Source organism: Algoriphagus sp. Y33, from assembly GCF_014838715.1.
In the GTDB taxonomy this organism is placed as follows: domain Bacteria; phylum Bacteroidota; class Bacteroidia; order Cytophagales; family Cyclobacteriaceae; genus Algoriphagus.
Genome location: NZ_CP061947.1, coordinates 4,978,430 through 4,993,765, shown reverse-complemented (window position 1 = coordinate 4,993,765; position 15,336 = coordinate 4,978,430). Strand labels below are relative to the sequence as shown.

The window sequence follows — 15,336 nt, the reverse complement described above, 5'->3', positions numbered from 1 at the left end:
AATCATATTGCTGCCAACTCCATTTTTTCGATTACCCATGCCAGCTCCCTTGAGATGGATTCACCTAAACTAAGTCTAATTTTATCAGGCAGAACCTCCCAGGTATAAGTTTCCACTTCCAAATGATTGGTCAACGAAGGGTTTTTTAAAATTTCATTGAGCACAATTGAAATTTGATACTGGGTAGAAGCCAGAGCTCCATAATTATCTAAGAAAACAGGTACATGGAAGTGAATTCTCCATTCTTCGGCATCTGTTGAATTAAGCTCTTTGAGAGCTTCGGGAAGATCAGGAAATGAAATTAAACCACCGTCTTTACCCCTTGCGACAACTTGATGCAGATAGGTAGACTCTTCAAAAGGCAGTAGGCTAATCTTAACCAAATCTTTGGCATCGGGTTCTGCGGGAATCATCACCTTCAGTGCGGCAGAAATCTGGATCTTTCCTATTTTAATTCCTGCTTGCTCAAACTTGGCAAACGTATCGGCAGGCTTCTCGTAAACTATCGCAAAATGACATACGTCGTAACAGACTTGAATATGCTCTTTGATGACATCTTCTGCCTCATCATCTGAGATAGCTAATTTCTCTGCCAGCCATGATTTCCCGATAGGTAGCAACCAGTCTGAAAACAACCAAACCATCTCATCAGAGTTCTCAAGGATACCGTCGGGTTCAGGTTCAATATCAAGATGAAGTGACTTGCCTGTTTGCTTTTTGATTTCTGTCAATTCAGCTACTACTTCCAGCAAATGCTTGGTTGCGATTTCCATTCCCGCATTCAGTTCGGATTCGGAGTTGAACCAATGTCTATAGGAAACAGGCGAAGTGGAAATACCACCATCCATTCCTTCGGGTAAAAGCTTTGCTAAAATATGGAAAGACCTGATGGTATAATCCCGTCGATCGGTAGTAGTCCAATCGGGAAAGTGTACCTGATCTTTTACGGTCGTTCGGTGAAAATCTCCGTAAGGAAATCCATTCAAGGTGAATATATACGCATTCTCAGCCTTCAGCCAATTCTGAAATTCAGCTAGCTGCACTTTGTCTTCGAGGATAAGGCTGGCCTCATGGGAAAGTCGCAAGCCAATACCAAATGGTTTCTCTACGTTCAATCGCTCCTTTATTTCGGGGATGTATTTTTTGAGATTTTCGAGGGTCAGTTCCCAGCTTTCTCCAGGGTGGATATTGCTGCAATAGGTGAGGTGAAAACCGTTGATTTCCATTAGTGAAATAGTTATATATGTATACGCACTGCCAGTAAGGACTAAAAAGAACCATAGTAGATGATAGACTCAAGAAATGAGACCACTTCGGCCTGGCCGCCGTGGCTGGCCACCCGTCTTCGGTCTTCCGTCCACCTAAATAAAGAAGGTAACATTACTGGCAACATTACGACATCGTATGGCTTTAAACTATTAACTGTTAACCAAGTCTTCCTGTTGGTTGAAGCTTTTGAGTAAATCCACACTTTGGTCAATCAACGCATGATCCATCTCGTGGACTTCTTCGCCTTTACCCAAGGCTTTCAACAGCATAATGGTGAGTTGGCCGCCTAAGTGTTCCTGAAATTCCTGCAAGCCCTTGATTAGATTGTCACCTGCTAATTCTGGAGCGAATAGCTCGAAGCCTAAGGCCTTAAATACAGAAATGATCCTCGATAGATCATCCTCCGAAATCCATCCTTTGAGAAATGAATAGGTAGCATCCAATGCAATTCCAATTGCCACAGCTTCACCATGACGGATTCTGAACTCGCTCAAATGCTCCAACTTATGAGCTGCCCAGTGACCAAAATCCAAGGGTCTGGAAGAACCGAATTCGAACGGGTCTTTGCCGGAAATATGGTTTAAGTGCATTTGCGCACATCGGATGATTAATTCTTGCATGGGTAGCATTTCACGCTTTGCCAAGGCAGGAGAGTTATGTTCAATCCAAGTAAAGAAATCCAGATCCTTGATCAAGGCCACTTTGATTGCTTCGGAAATTCCCGACCTCCAATCCCTATCATCCAGTGTAGTGAGGAAGTTAAAATCGTTCAAAACAGCGTATGGAGGAGTAAAAGTCCCTAGATAATTTTTCTTACCGAATAGATTCACAGAGTTTTTGACACCTACGGCCGAATCATTTTGTGAAAGTACGGTGGTAGGAATTCTGATTAGGCGAATACCACGGTGCGAAATCGCCGCAGCAAATCCAACCATGTCAATCACTGCCCCACCGCCAATCACAGCAATATATGAATGCCTGTCAATTCCGTATAAATGTGTCGCTTCTACGATCCTCTTGTATATCGTCTCATCATTTTTGGAAGCTTCTCCGCCTTCTACCACAATAGGGGGGCAGGCATGGATAAAGAACTCTGAATACGCTTCTGCGTAGGTTTCCAACTGTGCAATCAACTTCGGGTGGGCATCGTTGACTCCCTTGTCCACTACGAAAAGAACCTTGGCATGTCTGCTTTTATCCAAAAGATCAATAAAAGCTGTGTTGTTTTGGGCGAAAATATCTTCTGAAAAACAGACGTGATATTTGAAGGGAACGGCGAATGATTGTTCAATAATCGTATTCATAATCAACAGGGTATGGGCTTAAGCTGTTTGCTGGAATAAATACAATTCCGAGCTCCTTTTAGTTCTTTGCGTCAGGTAACAGCGAATTTCTTGGCTAGCCAAAGGGAAATTGGGAGCAAGAATAATACAATTATCCCAATCTTCCATCCTGCAAAAGCTGCTGCGATGGAAGCATTGACAATAATTAGGGAAATTACGGCAGCTTTCACAGATTTACCTATGAGTTTTGGGTCTTGGCTACGAATAGCTTTGACCAAAGGCGGAAAAATCATATAACCAAGCAATGCTAAAAATGGCAATACTTCCCGGATAGCCGTGTTATGCAGGATAGGCATACTGCCTATAGTAGCAATTACCACGACGTACATAAATAACCCGCCATAAAGCGCATTTCTGTTTTTGCCATGTACTTCTCCACGACTGATCATAGTGATCGCCGCCACAAACACCAAGGGGATCAATCCCAATGGCCAAAATTTGGCAAGCATTTCCGGTACTACACTTACTCCGAGCAATAGGTTGCCTGTACGGCAAAGGCCCATATTTATAGGACCGATAAAATTCTGATGCTTTCCCCAGTAATCATACAGCACAGCAAGGGATGCGACAGTTAAAGCTATTCCCGCAGCGATCAAATTCACCTTAGCTGCGGCTACTACCCCTAAGACTAAAAGCAGGAAAGACATCCAAGCTGCCCCTTTTTTAGAAGCTCTTCCACTGGGAATGGGGCGCTCAGGCCTTTCTATGGCATCCAGCTCTGCATCAAAGACATCATTGAATGCAACTCCTCCTGCATACAATCCAATTGTACTTAATGAAAGCCATGCTAAATTGATCAAATATTCATTGGGACCGGAACCCCAGTCTGTGAAAATAAAGGCCCACGCTCCCGCAACTGCAAATCCTGCCCATATATCTGCTAGGGCGGTGACTACATTCGCCGGTCGGGTGAGTTGGAGGTAAGCGAAAATACGGGAAGAACCCATAATTAATTCTCTACGAAATCAGAAGAACCTTCTACTCTAGGCTTTTGTCCACCGCGAAGTACTGAGTTGCCGCTCATTTTTTTTGTCTGATCCAGAGGTGCTGCATTTAGCCAATCCTGTTCATCCATTTGACCACTTTGACCGAAAGCAGTTAAGGCATTTTGATACGTGACCAGCTTGATATGCTCTTCCGGAATTCCTGATTTTCTCATCAAATCAGCGGTTTTAGGCACCGCCAAGGGATCGGAAATCCCCCAATCCGCGGCAGAATTAACGATTATCCGCTCAGGGCCGTATTGCTTTACGATTTCCACCATTCGCTCAGAACCCATTTTGGTATGGGGGTAGATAGTAAATCCTGCATAATACCCGCGATCCAGTACATCCTTTACCGTCTCTTCATTATTATGGTCTACGATCACCATTTTCGGATCAAGACCATGTTCCTCCGACACATCCATACTACGGATAGTGCCCTTTCTTTTATCTCTGTGTGGCGTGTGGATAAGTACCGGTAGATCCACTTCTTTAGCCAGTTCCAACTGTAGCCTGTAGAACTTGTCCTCCGCTTCCGTCTGATCATCGTAACCGATTTCTCCGATAGCTACTACACCTTCTTTGCCCACATACAGTGGAAGCAACTCCATCACCTGCTCAGCCAATGGTTCGTTGTTGGCCTCCTTGGAATTCAAGCCCATCGTACAGTAATGCACAATCCCGAACTGACTGGCACGAAAACGTTCCCAGCCAACCAGCGTGCTGAAATAATCTTTGAAACTCCCGACTTCGGTACGCGGCTGTCCCAGCCAAAATGCAGGTTCAATCACTGCCACAATACCTGCTTTTTGCATGGCTTCATAGTCATCGGTGGTACGGGATACGACGTGGATATGTGGATCTATATACATGGTTAGTTGAATTTAAATTGAGAGAAAGTAAAATTAGGGATTATACCCGGGTTCGCTGGAATTCTGACCCAATGCTTTCCCAAGCAAGGGCATCCATATCAAGTGTAGCGACTTGCTCAGGGTAAGATTCCAGAAGTTCTTTGGCAGGTAAATAAGCTGACTCTCTCAGAGCCAATAGGGCAGCTTTTATCTGGAGATCATCCTTGGTATCCACTGTTTTCTTTAAATCATTAAAATACATTTCATCGACAAAAGGAGCTACCAATCGCCAGATCTCAGGCATTACATCTCTTCCTGCTGCCCAGCGTTCATGCGCAAAATCCTGTGCTATGGCTGCTAGAGCGGGATTTCTTCTTTCTTCCAATCCCTGAATTCTATACAAAGGGCGCTGCATAAAGATAGCTTTCAGTACCATCTGATTCCAGTTGGCTTCAGGGAAATAGTTGGCCGGAAAAGGATTGTTCAAAGCAATCGCATCGAAGACCGAGGAAATATTCGTTCGCAGGCCGTCAATTGCCCGGGGAATCAAATCCTCCTGAAAAGGCATCAGGGGCAACGCCGCAAACAACGCCTGGTGCTCATTCATATCCGCAGTTTCAAAAAGCTGATTCATCGCTGAAAACCACGCCTCTTTTTCCTGTGGGTAACTCAGCATCAATACTGTACGTGCGGCTTGTAATTCATCCCAATACTGAGGCTGAAAACCGGAAACCAAGTCATTTGCCAATGTCTTATCATCAGCCGAAAGGATGATTTTTCCTTTTTTGAAATACCTGGATGCTTGGCTAAATGCCAGAAAGAACTTTGAAGGAGTCCCTTCAGCGCTAATCTTTTCCACTTGTTTGCCAAGCCAATCCAGTCCTTTCTGATTGGCTGATCTTTCAAGCAATTGGGTTAGAAAGCTTGTCAATTGATTTTCCATAGTTTGAGTTGCCGTTTAGGGCTTAGCGTCAACTTTACTTTAATCCTATAAAATACGTGGAAATCTACGGGATTATCCAGTTAGATAATGCTCAGCGGTAGCAAAAAGTGCCATACCTGACAAAAATCACTTTACTGCAGAAGGAAAGGTCAGTTTCTGTTTTTTTCGTGTATCTTTTTTCGAATTTTGTTGATATCTATAACCTAATGGTTAGAGAAAATTTGTAATACCATACAAGAAGCTTAAGCAGATGTGCTATAAAAAAAATCTTAATTTACTGATAATAAGAGCTCTATGACCACGAGTTCTATCCTTATTTCTTTTTGTGGTTTAGGTTGGATCATTGCCTACATTGAAGCTATTCGAGTGGGTTTTCGGGACAAATCGTACGGAATTCCCTTTCTTACCCTTGCCTTAAACTTCTCGTGGGAGATTTATTACACTTTTCAAGGCTATCTGGTGTTTGGTTACCATGTCTCTACATTCGTCAATTGCATTTGGGTACTGATAGATATTGGGATATTATTCACCTACTTTAAGTATGGCCATCAAGAGGTGAAGGTAGGCAAAGCTGTTTTTTATGGGCAAGCAAGCGCATTTCTAATGGCCTGTTTTATTGTACAACATCTGGCGTTTGAGAGGCTTGGAGTCGTAAATGGGGCACTATATGTGGGTTACTTTATTAACTTCTTAATGTCGTTCCTATTTGTTCGGATGTACTTTCGTAGGCCTGACCTGAAAGGGCAATCCTTGCTGATCGCAATTCCAAAATGTCTCGGTACTTTTTCAACAACACTATTATTTGGGATAATCGGTTCAAAAACTGCCGGGGGAGTACATGAGCCAATTCTGTATATTGGATTAGTGATTTTTGTGACAGACTTGATTTATATTTCCCTTGTGGCGGGGAGGAGAAAGAATCTTCGCCAGCGCTGAGGCAACTTCTTGTTTTCTTCAATCCCCGCTTCCCCACAATTCCCTATCTTTGCAGCCTGATCATAAAAATCAAAACAAGCCCCCAATTTCAAGATGAGGGTATTGACCTAGAAATCCATGAGTAGAGAAGTTCGCGTAAGATTCGCTCCGTCACCCACGGGGCCTTTACATATAGGCGGTGTACGTACAGCACTTTACAATTACCTTTTTGCCCGTAAAATGGGTGGAAAATTCTTGTTGAGAATCGAGGATACGGATCAAACCCGTTTTGTGCCGGGCGCAGAGGAGTATATTAAGGAATCCTTGGAATGGCTGGGTATTTCTCCGGACGAGAGTCCTTGGAATCCCGGTGATTGTGCCCCATACAGGCAGTCTGAGCGCAAGTCAAGTTACATGAAATATGCAATGGACTTGGTCGAAGCCGGTCACGCTTATTATGCTTTTGATACTTCCGAGGAACTGGAAGCCATGCGTGAGCGCTTAACCGCCGCTCGGGTAGTACAACCACAGTACAACAGCATCACCAGAACCCAGATGAAAAATTCGCTGACACTTTCTCAGGAAGAAGTGAAGGCAAGGCTGGACTCCGGTGAACCTTATGTCATCCGTGTAAAGATCCCGCGCAAGGAAGAAGTCCGTCTGAATGATATGATCCGAGGCTGGGTGATGGTTCATTCCTCCACGCTGGATGATAAAGTATTGATGAAATCAGACGGTATGCCTACCTATCACTTGGCAAATATTGTCGATGATCATCTAATGAATATCACGCATGTGATCCGTGGAGAGGAATGGCTTCCTTCAGCCCCTTTGCATGTATTACTTTATAAATTTTTTGGCTGGGAAGATACTATGCCTGAGTTTGCTCACTTGCCTTTGCTGCTGAAGCCTGATGGTAACGGAAAACTTTCCAAGCGTGACGGTGATAAATTGGGCTTCCCTGTATTCCCACTGAATTGGGAGAATACTGAAAATGGCGAAACTGCTGCGGGATTTCGTGAGCAGGGCTATCTGTCTGATGCATTCTTGAATTTTCTTGCATTCTTAGGATGGAATCCGGGAGATGAACGGGAAATCTTCTCTTTAGATGAACTGATCGAAGCGTTTTCTGTAGAGCGTATAGGCAAAGCAGGGACCAAGTTTGATATTGCGAAAGCAAAATGGTACAACGAGCAATACCTAAGAGCGAAATCCAATGCCGAGTTGGCACCATATGTCATTTCGGGTGCTTCTGCGGAAGGGATCACCATCCTACAAGAAACTGCCGAAGCCATCGTCTCTTTGACTAAAGAGCGGGTAACTTTTCCCGTAGATCTATGGCAGCAAAGCAAATTCGTGGTAATTCCCCCATCTGGATTTGATATGGATATTGCCGGCAAAAGATGGAATGCAGATGCAGTTACGGTTCTTACCGCTTATGCAGAGGCTTTGGAGGGGTTTGTCGGGACGTATGATGCGGAGAAAGCGAAAGCAATGCTGGGTGAAACCGCTGAAGCAAAAGAAATTAAGCTGGGAAAAGTAATGCAGGCGGTTCGGCTTGCTGTCACCGGAGTGGGTGCGGGCCCGGATTTGATGGAGATTTTTGCTATTTTAGGAACTGAAGAAGTGTCCAAACGCATCAGATTTGCGTTAGCTACTTTGGAAGTGATCGGCTAAAAAGAGAAGTTATGACAAAGAAGAAAAAGAAAAACGAAGACCCGAAGGTTCATGAAGACTTGAGTGGGTTCAAAATGGATATTAATTCCTTCGGTGAGATTTCCTCTTCCTTTTCTATTGATAAAATCAACGAGTTTCTCAATAAGAATGTAGAGGACAAAAAACTAAAGGACAGAGAGGATTTGAAGTCTGATGAAAAGGAAAAGAAATCCTAACTCCGGAGTTTTCCTGAGAAGTAATTGAAGAGCTCCCGTGTGGAGCTCTTTCTTTGATGCTTTTGCTAATTCTCAGAATTTAGATAAAACAGTAAATAACCTTGACAAAATCGATTAATAGTTACTTTTGGTCATGAATAGAGTTTTACTCTTGTGTATTTTCGTTCTATCCACTTTTGCCGCTCTGGCTCAGACCAGCGTGGGTATCCGGGGAGGTTATGCGACCTCTACCTATTCCTACCGGCCATCGCCAAGCAATAGAGGAATCTCTGTAGATGGAATCGGGGCTCCTACCTTTGCCTTGGTTTTTGAGCACTTCAACTCCAAAAATGCCGGAATTGAAGTCAATGCACAATTTCTGAGGATTGGTTTTACACAAATAGAGGAAGAAATTGATCCCATCAGAACGAATGAGACGCAGTTTGACTACTTGAAAATCCCGATGCTTTCCAGTTTTTTCTTGGGAAAGTCAGGAAGATTTCAGATCAAACTTGGCCCTCATTTTGGCTATATGCTTCAAGCTAAAGACATCAGCCGTGAATTTTCCAATACTACCCCTTCAGAGCTCCCGACATTTGGAGGTGCAAGTGATAGCCCCCGTAAGATTATGTATGGCCTTACCGCCGGAGCGGGAATCTCAAAGCTTTTTGGTAAAAGTACGATTACAGGTGAAGTTCGTTTTTCTTATGATTTCACCAATCCAGAAGGACAAGAACGCATTTTTGATATGAGCTCTACTAATCTAGAGTTTACTTTGGCTTACCTTTTTAGGATTAAGGATTCGAAAATTGAAAGACTGAAAGATTAAAAGATTGCTTTGCGGAATTTTCCAATTTCAGAATCTTTCAATTTTTAAATCAGTCTTGTCATATATTGGGTTCTTTTCCCGACTAACCTGTGTAAATGAATCGCAGTCAGCTAGATCATATCTTAAAAGCCCATCACAGGGACGCATACCTTTGGGCTAGGCAGTGCTGCTCTTTTGAGGATGAACTGGCGAAGGATGTGCTTCAGCAGGCATATTTGAAGATTTTGGAAGGACAGGCGAAGCTAAAAGACGCATCAAAAGCAAAAACATGGCTTTTTTCAATCATTAGATATACTGCTATAGATGAGCACAGAAAAGCCGGTAAAGTGGTATCTCTTTCCGATTCCTATGATCTGGAAGAAGTCCATGAGGAAGTGGATGCCACTGATTATGAGAGGATCATCAAGTGCCTACCGGAGATGCAGCGGGAAGTTATTCTGATGGTCTTTTATCATCAGATGACCATTGCACAAAGTGCCGAAATCCTTCAAATCAGTGTTGGGACTGCGAGAACACATTATGATCGTGGAAAAAAGAAACTTAGAGAATTAATTACGAAAGTTCAAATCCAGAAAGAATATGGAAAATAACGGACAATTAGAACGGTTTTTTGACCAGATGAAAAAGCAGGATCAGCAACTGGAAATCCCGGCTTTTCCAGAAGTCAAAACCCGGAAATTCAGTTTTTGGATTCCCGCAGGCATAGCGGCATCCATGATTTTTGCCTTTCTATTCATCCAAAAACCTGCTCCAATAGAAAGTGTATCGCCAGAAGTGGTCATCATTACATTGCAGGAAGATGAGAATCACAATCAGCATTTCATCATAGAGGAGAGTACATTTCTAGATACTTGGGAATCACCTACTGCTTCATTATTGACCGAATACTAACAGAAATTTATTATGAAATACTTACTTATTCTCTTTTTGGCCCTCGGCGCTACCGTTGCCAACGCACAATTGGTGACTACTGTGGGCCAGAATCAAGATCTCTTCCAAAAAAATCTGTACGCTGCAGACAGAGTGATGGAATTGAGAAATGAGCTGAATCTATCCGAGGCTCAAGCAGCCAAAATTAAGAAAATCCATTCCGAAAATGCAGGTAAGTTCAGTACTATGAAATGGGACTTGGATGATGAGACCAAAAAGCTTAAAGCACTACTGGATGAATCAAAAATTGATGAAGTAGCAGTACAAAAGCAAATGGATAAAGTGCTGGCATTGGAGAATTCCTTAAAAAAACAACAGCTCAGCACGATGGTTTCCATAAAAAATGAACTGAATACAGAGCAGCAGGAAATTTTGAAGAATCAATCTTTATATGCCAGACATTTCAACGATGTTATAAACAAAAATATCATAGGTACTGCGAAAGTTGGCGCAGGCTTGACGAACAACACTAGCGGAGTGAAAATCCCAGGCATCAGCACATCGTCTTCTCTACATGGATCTAACAGTCCTCGGGTCTTTCTGCAGATTGCTGGGACTGGACAGGAAAATGCACCCATCTATATGCTGGAAGGCAAAAATGGTATGGAACAAGTGAAGGAATTAAAAGACATTAATCCGGAAGATATAAAGAGCATAGAAGTTCTGAAAGATAAATCCGCAACCGATGTATTTGGAGAAAAAGGTAAAAACGGAGTGATCATCATCAAGCTTAAAGGGTCTAAAAAGTAATACTGTTAATGGTTTCACATTTGAAAAGGAGTCCGGTTTTCGGACTCCTTTTTGAATTTTAGCCACTAACCGAGCAAAGTATCCTAAAGAGATTTAAGATGAACTTCTTTAATCCAAAAATCTCCAACTTGCCTTATGGTCTTTTTTCAATGCCTGACCTGTGACTTTGGCTCTGAGTATTTCCACGGGCATTGCATTTTGGCTCATGATCAGATCATGAAATTCTTTCTCGGTCATCTTTCCGGAATTAACCACTTCATTGCGCATTTTATAGAACTCAAGCGCACCAATCATATAGGCAATCTGATAAAGAGGCCCGTAGCTTCCTTCAAAAGAACGACGAACTTCCGCTTCTGCATTTGCACGTTCATGACCGACTTTATCCACCAATAGATCAATGCACTCTTGAGGGGTCATCTTTTCCAAGTGGTAATTAAGAGAGAAAATGATTCGCGCACAGCGGTGCATTCTCCAGAAAAGCATTCCTACTCTATCCTTGGCATCCCGGGGAAAATCTTTGTCCCAGAGGATAAACTCCCAATACAACGCCCAACCTTCTGTCCAAAAGGGAGTTCCAAACATGCGCCTATGTGTCATGTTCCTCTGGTTCATAAACTGCTGCAGGTGATGGCCCGGAATGAGTTCATGATGAACTGTCGCTCTTGAGAAATGCGGATTGTTTCCCCTCATACTCATCATTTTATCGGCATGGCTCATCTCGGATGTAGGATAAGAAATCTGTATGGATTCTCCTCCTAAGAAAAATGGACTTACCCGTTGGCGCTCAGCAGAGATCATGACTGTCCGCCAAGATTCTTTTGCCAAAGGTGGTACAGTGATCAGATCGTTTGATTCTACATAGTCAGTAGCTTCCTCTGCCAATCGGATCACTTCTGCAGGCCACTCTCCCGCTGCTAGATAGGATTCTTTCACCATTTCCAAAGCTGCTTTCCAATCATCGCCAAACCCCAATTCATTGGAAGCTTTGAGCATCTCTTTTTCGCACCAGGCAAACTGCTTTTCCGCTTCTTTGATTAATTCCTCCGGACTATAGGCGATCATTTCAAATGCCAATTGCTTCTCCAGCGCGGCTCTCCCTATAGGTCTTCCTATGATTCCACTTCCATCGTCTTTCACTGAATTCGTATAGTGCTCGCGTAGTGCTTTAGCATACGCCTTCATACTTTCATCGAGTCTTTTCCACGGTTCGGGCATCCACCAAGTAAACATAGGATCATAGTCGAAATAATAGCCATATGCTTCCCCGGTGGCTTTGCTCAAGGATTCTATTGCACTTGCCGCAAGATCCGCTTTCTGCCAACTGGTGTATTTGGGTGAGGAAGGCAAGTTTTTCAATTGGATGTCTACTTGATTTGCTACTTCATTCCAAGTAGCTGCCAGTACTTGGGGTTCAGGTTTCTCTGCACGGCGTCTTCCCCGATAAAACTCTTCCAAAGGCTTAGCAAATGCTAAAACTCCAGCGATTTCACCAAAAGAAGCTTTTTCTATCGCCAGTTCCGCCAGTTTTTTTTCAAGATAGTTTCGAAAGAGGACGTAGTCAATTTTTCCGTCTTCAGAGAGAGAATTGTAATTCACCTTATCCAGATCGCTCAGATAATCTTGGTTGAATTTTTGGATTCTGGTGAAATACTCATCGGAAAGCGGATTGGAATACAGCCTTCTCAACGCTCCATAATCAGCTTGATACGTCTGAATGGTTTGTACCAATTCCGTCGAAAAGCCGCAGTTGGAGATTAGGCATAAAAGCAGAAATAAGTAGATTTTTTTCATGTGATTGTAATTTGCTTTTTAGCTGTTACATGGAATCTCGCATGGCTTATAATCATCCTATTGTGTGACTTTTGAGTCATGCTCGATTTCATAAGACTAAGGAAAGTAGAACCTTAAATTAAATCTTTTGCTCCTAAATCCTCAAAATCCCATTGTCATAATAGCTTCCAAAAGCAATTCTTTTATCAGCGGCAAAATAGTTTTTCGGGGGAGGCATGCAATCAATTTGATCACAATACTTAAATTGATAGTAATTCAAAAGTTATTCCTTGCCTTGAATTTTTCATTTGACTGGATCGTGGAATCCTTTTGCCAAACACACATTTAACCCGCATTATGCATTAGATTTCTGTTTTCTCCCAAGACTAATTTATATTTTGTGCTAAAATCTGACGTATTCTAACCGTAAATTTTGGCTCGCTATGAAACCGGTTCTATTTCTTCCCTTTACTGACCAAACCAACGGCGGGGAAACCTACGGGGGCGGAAGGTATATGGGACTGACAATTCCGACGGGGGATACGATAGAACTTGATTTTAACAAAGCCTACAATCCCTATTGTGCATATGCTAGTGGCTATGCCTGTCCTATACCTCCGAAAGAGAACGATTTAGAAGTTCCCATTAGAGCTGGAGTGATGAAAAGTAAATAAATGTGGCCGTGATGGTATTACCAAACGCCTGTGATCACATCGGAGAGGGAATTGGAATTATTCATGGTCCATTCGGCATGGCAAGACAAGCTATCCAACCATCCTCGATGCTCAGGCTAATGAGGTTAAAGTGGGTGCAGTGCTGGAACTGTTGCAATTTCAGCACTGCACCACTTTTGGTAAAGACACTTTGGATCCCACGCATTGACAAGTCCATTATGCAGGCCTGTCCGACTCCATTTGGAAAGTAACAGTTACCGCAGCTACAGGGGTAATCATAGCATAATTACCATCTGGGATGTTCCTTCATGTAATTGTCCAAGGAGAATTTACCTGAGCCATAGATGAGGAATACTATTAGTAAGATCAAAACAAGCAGGGATAGTTCGAACTCCAGATTATTCGCCGCAGAAAGAAATCCTGCGTTGATATTGACAAAGAATACTGCCACCAAGAGAATCGGGATTTGGAAAATGACAGCAAATCTGGTCACCAATCCCAATGCAATTAGTAATCCTCCTACCAAATGGGCAAAGGCTACGTAATGAGCCAATCCCAGATTGAAGAACTGTAGATCCTTATTTTTCATAAGATCCATTAAAGCGCCTGTGTCGGAAATAAACAGTAGGCCCTTGTACAGAATAAACAATCCCAATACTATGCGAAGAAAGTCTATCCATTTGGGATGATGTCTGTCCGCCCATGATTCGATTTTTGTTATAGAGTCCATATTATTTTGGGTTTATTGCTCTATTAAAATACGAATAAAGAATGATATTTAGTTGATTATTAAATAGTTGTGGGTGGTGATTTTATATTAAGATATCCAGTAAAGTTTTCTGAAAAGCATAAGGAGAACAAAAAAAGCCCCATCAAACCAAATTGATGGGGCTTTCTATAGATTAAGTATTTTTTATTTGCCTTTCTCTCCAATAGAGATCATGGCACATCTGAATCCGATATGATTGGTGGCAGAATCTTGGTGCATAAACCTTCTAGTACCGGGAGCAAGCCAATATGCCACATCTCTCCATGAACCTCCCTTATACACTCTAAGCTCATCTGTAAGCATTGAAGTCAGATAAGTATCCTCTTCATCACCTACTCCTGTATTCCTCACTGGGTTAAGGTCATCAAAGTCTTGAAAAGACAGTGGACGATAAATATCCTGAACCCATTCATTCATATTACCGGCCATATGATATAATCCAAAATCGTTTGGAGCCATGTCATATACATTGGTGGGAATGATATCTCCGTCATTTCTCTGTCCACCTGCGATTCCGCCGTAATCACCTCTGCCTCTTTTAAAGTTGGCAAGGAAGTCGCCTTGTTGACCTTTTCTTTTTACGTTGTAAGGGTTACGAAGACCTCTGCCATCCCAAGGATAGATTCGTCCATATTCTTGATTTTCATCCAAGTACTGGGTACCGATCATTGCCTTGGCAGCGTATTCCCATTCCGCTTCAGTGGGGAGTCTATAGTCAGCTAGAGCTACACCCCGCTCTACCAGTTGGCTTTTAGAAAATGAGGAATCTATACCTCTATCTTCTCTGATGATTTCCTGTACGTATTCTGTTCTCCATTTAGCATATGCATTTGCCTGAGTCCAAGATACACCGGCCACCGGGTAAAAATTGAAACCTGGAAATCTAAAGTAATAGGACTGATACATGTCATTGAAAGTCATCGCACCTCCAGCCCAGACATTGTCCGCAGGCTCAAGTTTAAGCAGGGAATCTGCACTCACCTTTTTACTGATATCGAACAAATACTCACGGTAATCGTTATTGGTGATTTCGGTTTCATCCAAGTAGAAGTTTGCAAGTGTCACCGTTCGTTCTTGATTATCCCGAAAAGCCATTACATCCTCTTCCTGAGAACCCAGTACGGCTCTACCTCCTTGTATAAATTTCAAGTTTGGTCCAGGGATTTGCTCGGCATTTTTGGCTACAAAAAATTGAGTAGAATCATTTTCATCAAAACTGAATTCTGCTCCTGTAGTAGCACTTTTTTTGCCAGGCTTGTTGGCTGTTCTTCTACCATAGCCGGGAGTTTTATTACAAGAGGTTAAAATAGAGCTTCCCACTATTGCCAAAGCTGCTACCCACATCCCCCATGATTTGTTACTCAGACGCATATTTCTAATTGTTTTAGGTCTTTTTCAGTGTGCTAATATAAATGCAATGTCAAGCACTTCCAATGATT

General features: G+C 42.6%; 16 protein-coding genes. 8 read left to right on the top strand and 8 right to left on the bottom strand.

Annotation, left to right across the window (positions count from 1 at the left end; genetic code table 11):
• Positions 1-2 precede the first annotated feature (2 nt).
• The 5 genes from eboE to ID165_RS20395 form a co-directional block, all read right to left on the bottom strand.
• On the bottom strand, positions 3-1,226 hold the full coding sequence (gene eboE, locus ID165_RS20415) for a metabolite traffic protein EboE (RefSeq protein ID WP_192347276.1): 1,224 nt from the start codon (positions 1,224-1,226) through the stop codon (positions 3-5).
• 192 nt (positions 1,227-1,418) lie between these two features.
• Positions 1,419-2,573, bottom strand: coding sequence for a 3-dehydroquinate synthase (locus ID165_RS20410; protein WP_192347275.1), 1,155 nt, complete (start codon positions 2,571-2,573; stop codon positions 1,419-1,421).
• Positions 2,574-2,644: 71 nt separating this feature from the next.
• Positions 2,645-3,559, bottom strand: coding sequence for a UbiA-like protein EboC (gene eboC / locus ID165_RS20405; protein ID WP_192347274.1), 915 nt, complete (start codon positions 3,557-3,559; stop codon positions 2,645-2,647).
• Between the two features lie 2 nt (positions 3,560-3,561).
• Positions 3,562-4,467 carry a TatD family hydrolase gene (locus ID165_RS20400; RefSeq protein WP_192347273.1) on the bottom strand — a complete coding sequence of 302 codons (906 nt, stop codon included), beginning with the start codon at positions 4,465-4,467 and terminating at the stop codon, positions 3,562-3,564.
• A 40-nt stretch (positions 4,468-4,507) separates the two neighbouring features.
• Positions 4,508-5,389 (bottom strand): EboA domain-containing protein, encoded by an 882-nt coding sequence (locus ID165_RS20395; protein ID WP_192347272.1) that lies wholly within the window; start codon positions 5,387-5,389, stop codon positions 4,508-4,510.
• Between the two features lie 294 nt (positions 5,390-5,683).
• Here ID165_RS20395 and ID165_RS20390 point away from each other — a divergent pair, with 294 nt between their 5' ends.
• From ID165_RS20390 to ID165_RS20360, 7 genes are all read left to right on the top strand, one after another.
• Positions 5,684-6,325, top strand: a complete 642-nt coding sequence (locus ID165_RS20390; protein ID WP_192347271.1) for a hypothetical protein — start codon at positions 5,684-5,686, stop codon at positions 6,323-6,325.
• Between the two features lie 117 nt (positions 6,326-6,442).
• On the top strand, positions 6,443-7,981 hold the full coding sequence (gene gltX / locus ID165_RS20385) for a glutamate--tRNA ligase (RefSeq protein WP_192347270.1): 1,539 nt from the start codon (positions 6,443-6,445) through the stop codon (positions 7,979-7,981).
• Between the two features lie 11 nt (positions 7,982-7,992).
• Complete coding sequence (locus tag ID165_RS20380; protein WP_192347269.1) at positions 7,993-8,196, top strand: hypothetical protein; 204 nt, start codon at positions 7,993-7,995, stop codon at positions 8,194-8,196.
• 133 nt (positions 8,197-8,329) lie between these two features.
• Positions 8,330-9,004 (top strand): outer membrane beta-barrel protein, encoded by a 675-nt coding sequence (locus tag ID165_RS20375; RefSeq protein ID WP_192347268.1) that lies wholly within the window; start codon positions 8,330-8,332, stop codon positions 9,002-9,004.
• A 95-nt stretch (positions 9,005-9,099) separates the two neighbouring features.
• Entirely contained in the window at positions 9,100-9,594 is a 495-nt protein-coding gene (locus ID165_RS20370; protein WP_192347267.1) for an RNA polymerase sigma factor, read from the top strand.
• On the top strand, positions 9,584-9,895 hold the full coding sequence (locus ID165_RS20365; RefSeq protein WP_192347266.1) for a hypothetical protein: 312 nt from the start codon (positions 9,584-9,586) through the stop codon (positions 9,893-9,895). The genes ID165_RS20370 and ID165_RS20365 overlap by 11 nt, the downstream gene beginning before the upstream one ends.
• Before the next feature lie 12 nt (positions 9,896-9,907).
• On the top strand, positions 9,908-10,684 hold the full coding sequence (locus ID165_RS20360) for a Spy/CpxP family protein refolding chaperone (RefSeq protein WP_192347265.1): 777 nt from the start codon (positions 9,908-9,910) through the stop codon (positions 10,682-10,684).
• Between the two features lie 108 nt (positions 10,685-10,792).
• Here ID165_RS20360 and ID165_RS20355 read toward each other — a convergent pair whose 3' ends face one another.
• Positions 10,793-12,475, bottom strand: a complete 1,683-nt coding sequence (locus ID165_RS20355) for a DUF885 family protein (RefSeq protein ID WP_192347264.1) — start codon at positions 12,473-12,475, stop codon at positions 10,793-10,795.
• Between the two features lie 422 nt (positions 12,476-12,897).
• Here ID165_RS20355 and ID165_RS20350 point away from each other — a divergent pair, with 422 nt between their 5' ends.
• Positions 12,898-13,128, top strand: coding sequence for a DUF1684 domain-containing protein (locus tag ID165_RS20350; protein WP_192347263.1), 231 nt, complete (start codon positions 12,898-12,900; stop codon positions 13,126-13,128).
• A 286-nt stretch (positions 13,129-13,414) separates the two neighbouring features.
• Here the strand turns inward: ID165_RS20350 and ID165_RS20345 are convergent, their stop codons facing one another.
• Positions 13,415-13,858, bottom strand: a complete 444-nt coding sequence (locus ID165_RS20345; protein WP_192347262.1) for a DoxX family protein — start codon at positions 13,856-13,858, stop codon at positions 13,415-13,417.
• A 183-nt stretch (positions 13,859-14,041) separates the two neighbouring features.
• Positions 14,042-15,268 (bottom strand): gliding motility lipoprotein GldJ, encoded by a 1,227-nt coding sequence (gene gldJ, locus ID165_RS20340; RefSeq protein ID WP_192347261.1) that lies wholly within the window; start codon positions 15,266-15,268, stop codon positions 14,042-14,044.
• Positions 15,269-15,336 lie beyond the last annotated feature (68 nt).

Coding starts and splice junctions, on each gene's coding strand:
- eboE (WP_192347276.1), bottom strand. CDS start 1,226: ATGGAAATCAACGGTTTTCACCTCACCTATTGCAGCAATATCCACCCT.
- ID165_RS20410 (WP_192347275.1), bottom strand. CDS start 2,573: ATGAATACGATTATTGAACAATCATTCGCCGTTCCCTTCAAATATCAC.
- eboC (WP_192347274.1), bottom strand. CDS start 3,559: ATGGGTTCTTCCCGTATTTTCGCTTACCTCCAACTCACCCGACCGGCG.
- ID165_RS20400 (WP_192347273.1), bottom strand. CDS start 4,467: ATGTATATAGATCCACATATCCACGTCGTATCCCGTACCACCGATGAC.
- ID165_RS20395 (WP_192347272.1), bottom strand. CDS start 5,389: ATGGAAAATCAATTGACAAGCTTTCTAACCCAATTGCTTGAAAGATCA.
- ID165_RS20390 (WP_192347271.1), top strand. CDS start 5,684: ATGACCACGAGTTCTATCCTTATTTCTTTTTGTGGTTTAGGTTGGATC.
- gltX (WP_192347270.1), top strand. CDS start 6,443: ATGAGTAGAGAAGTTCGCGTAAGATTCGCTCCGTCACCCACGGGGCCT.
- ID165_RS20380 (WP_192347269.1), top strand. CDS start 7,993: ATGACAAAGAAGAAAAAGAAAAACGAAGACCCGAAGGTTCATGAAGAC.
- ID165_RS20375 (WP_192347268.1), top strand. CDS start 8,330: ATGAATAGAGTTTTACTCTTGTGTATTTTCGTTCTATCCACTTTTGCC.
- ID165_RS20370 (WP_192347267.1), top strand. CDS start 9,100: ATGAATCGCAGTCAGCTAGATCATATCTTAAAAGCCCATCACAGGGAC.
- ID165_RS20365 (WP_192347266.1), top strand. CDS start 9,584: ATGGAAAATAACGGACAATTAGAACGGTTTTTTGACCAGATGAAAAAG.
- ID165_RS20360 (WP_192347265.1), top strand. CDS start 9,908: ATGAAATACTTACTTATTCTCTTTTTGGCCCTCGGCGCTACCGTTGCC.
- ID165_RS20355 (WP_192347264.1), bottom strand. CDS start 12,475: ATGAAAAAAATCTACTTATTTCTGCTTTTATGCCTAATCTCCAACTGC.
- ID165_RS20350 (WP_192347263.1), top strand. CDS start 12,898: ATGAAACCGGTTCTATTTCTTCCCTTTACTGACCAAACCAACGGCGGG.
- ID165_RS20345 (WP_192347262.1), bottom strand. CDS start 13,858: ATGGACTCTATAACAAAAATCGAATCATGGGCGGACAGACATCATCCC.
- gldJ (WP_192347261.1), bottom strand. CDS start 15,268: ATGCGTCTGAGTAACAAATCATGGGGGATGTGGGTAGCAGCTTTGGCA.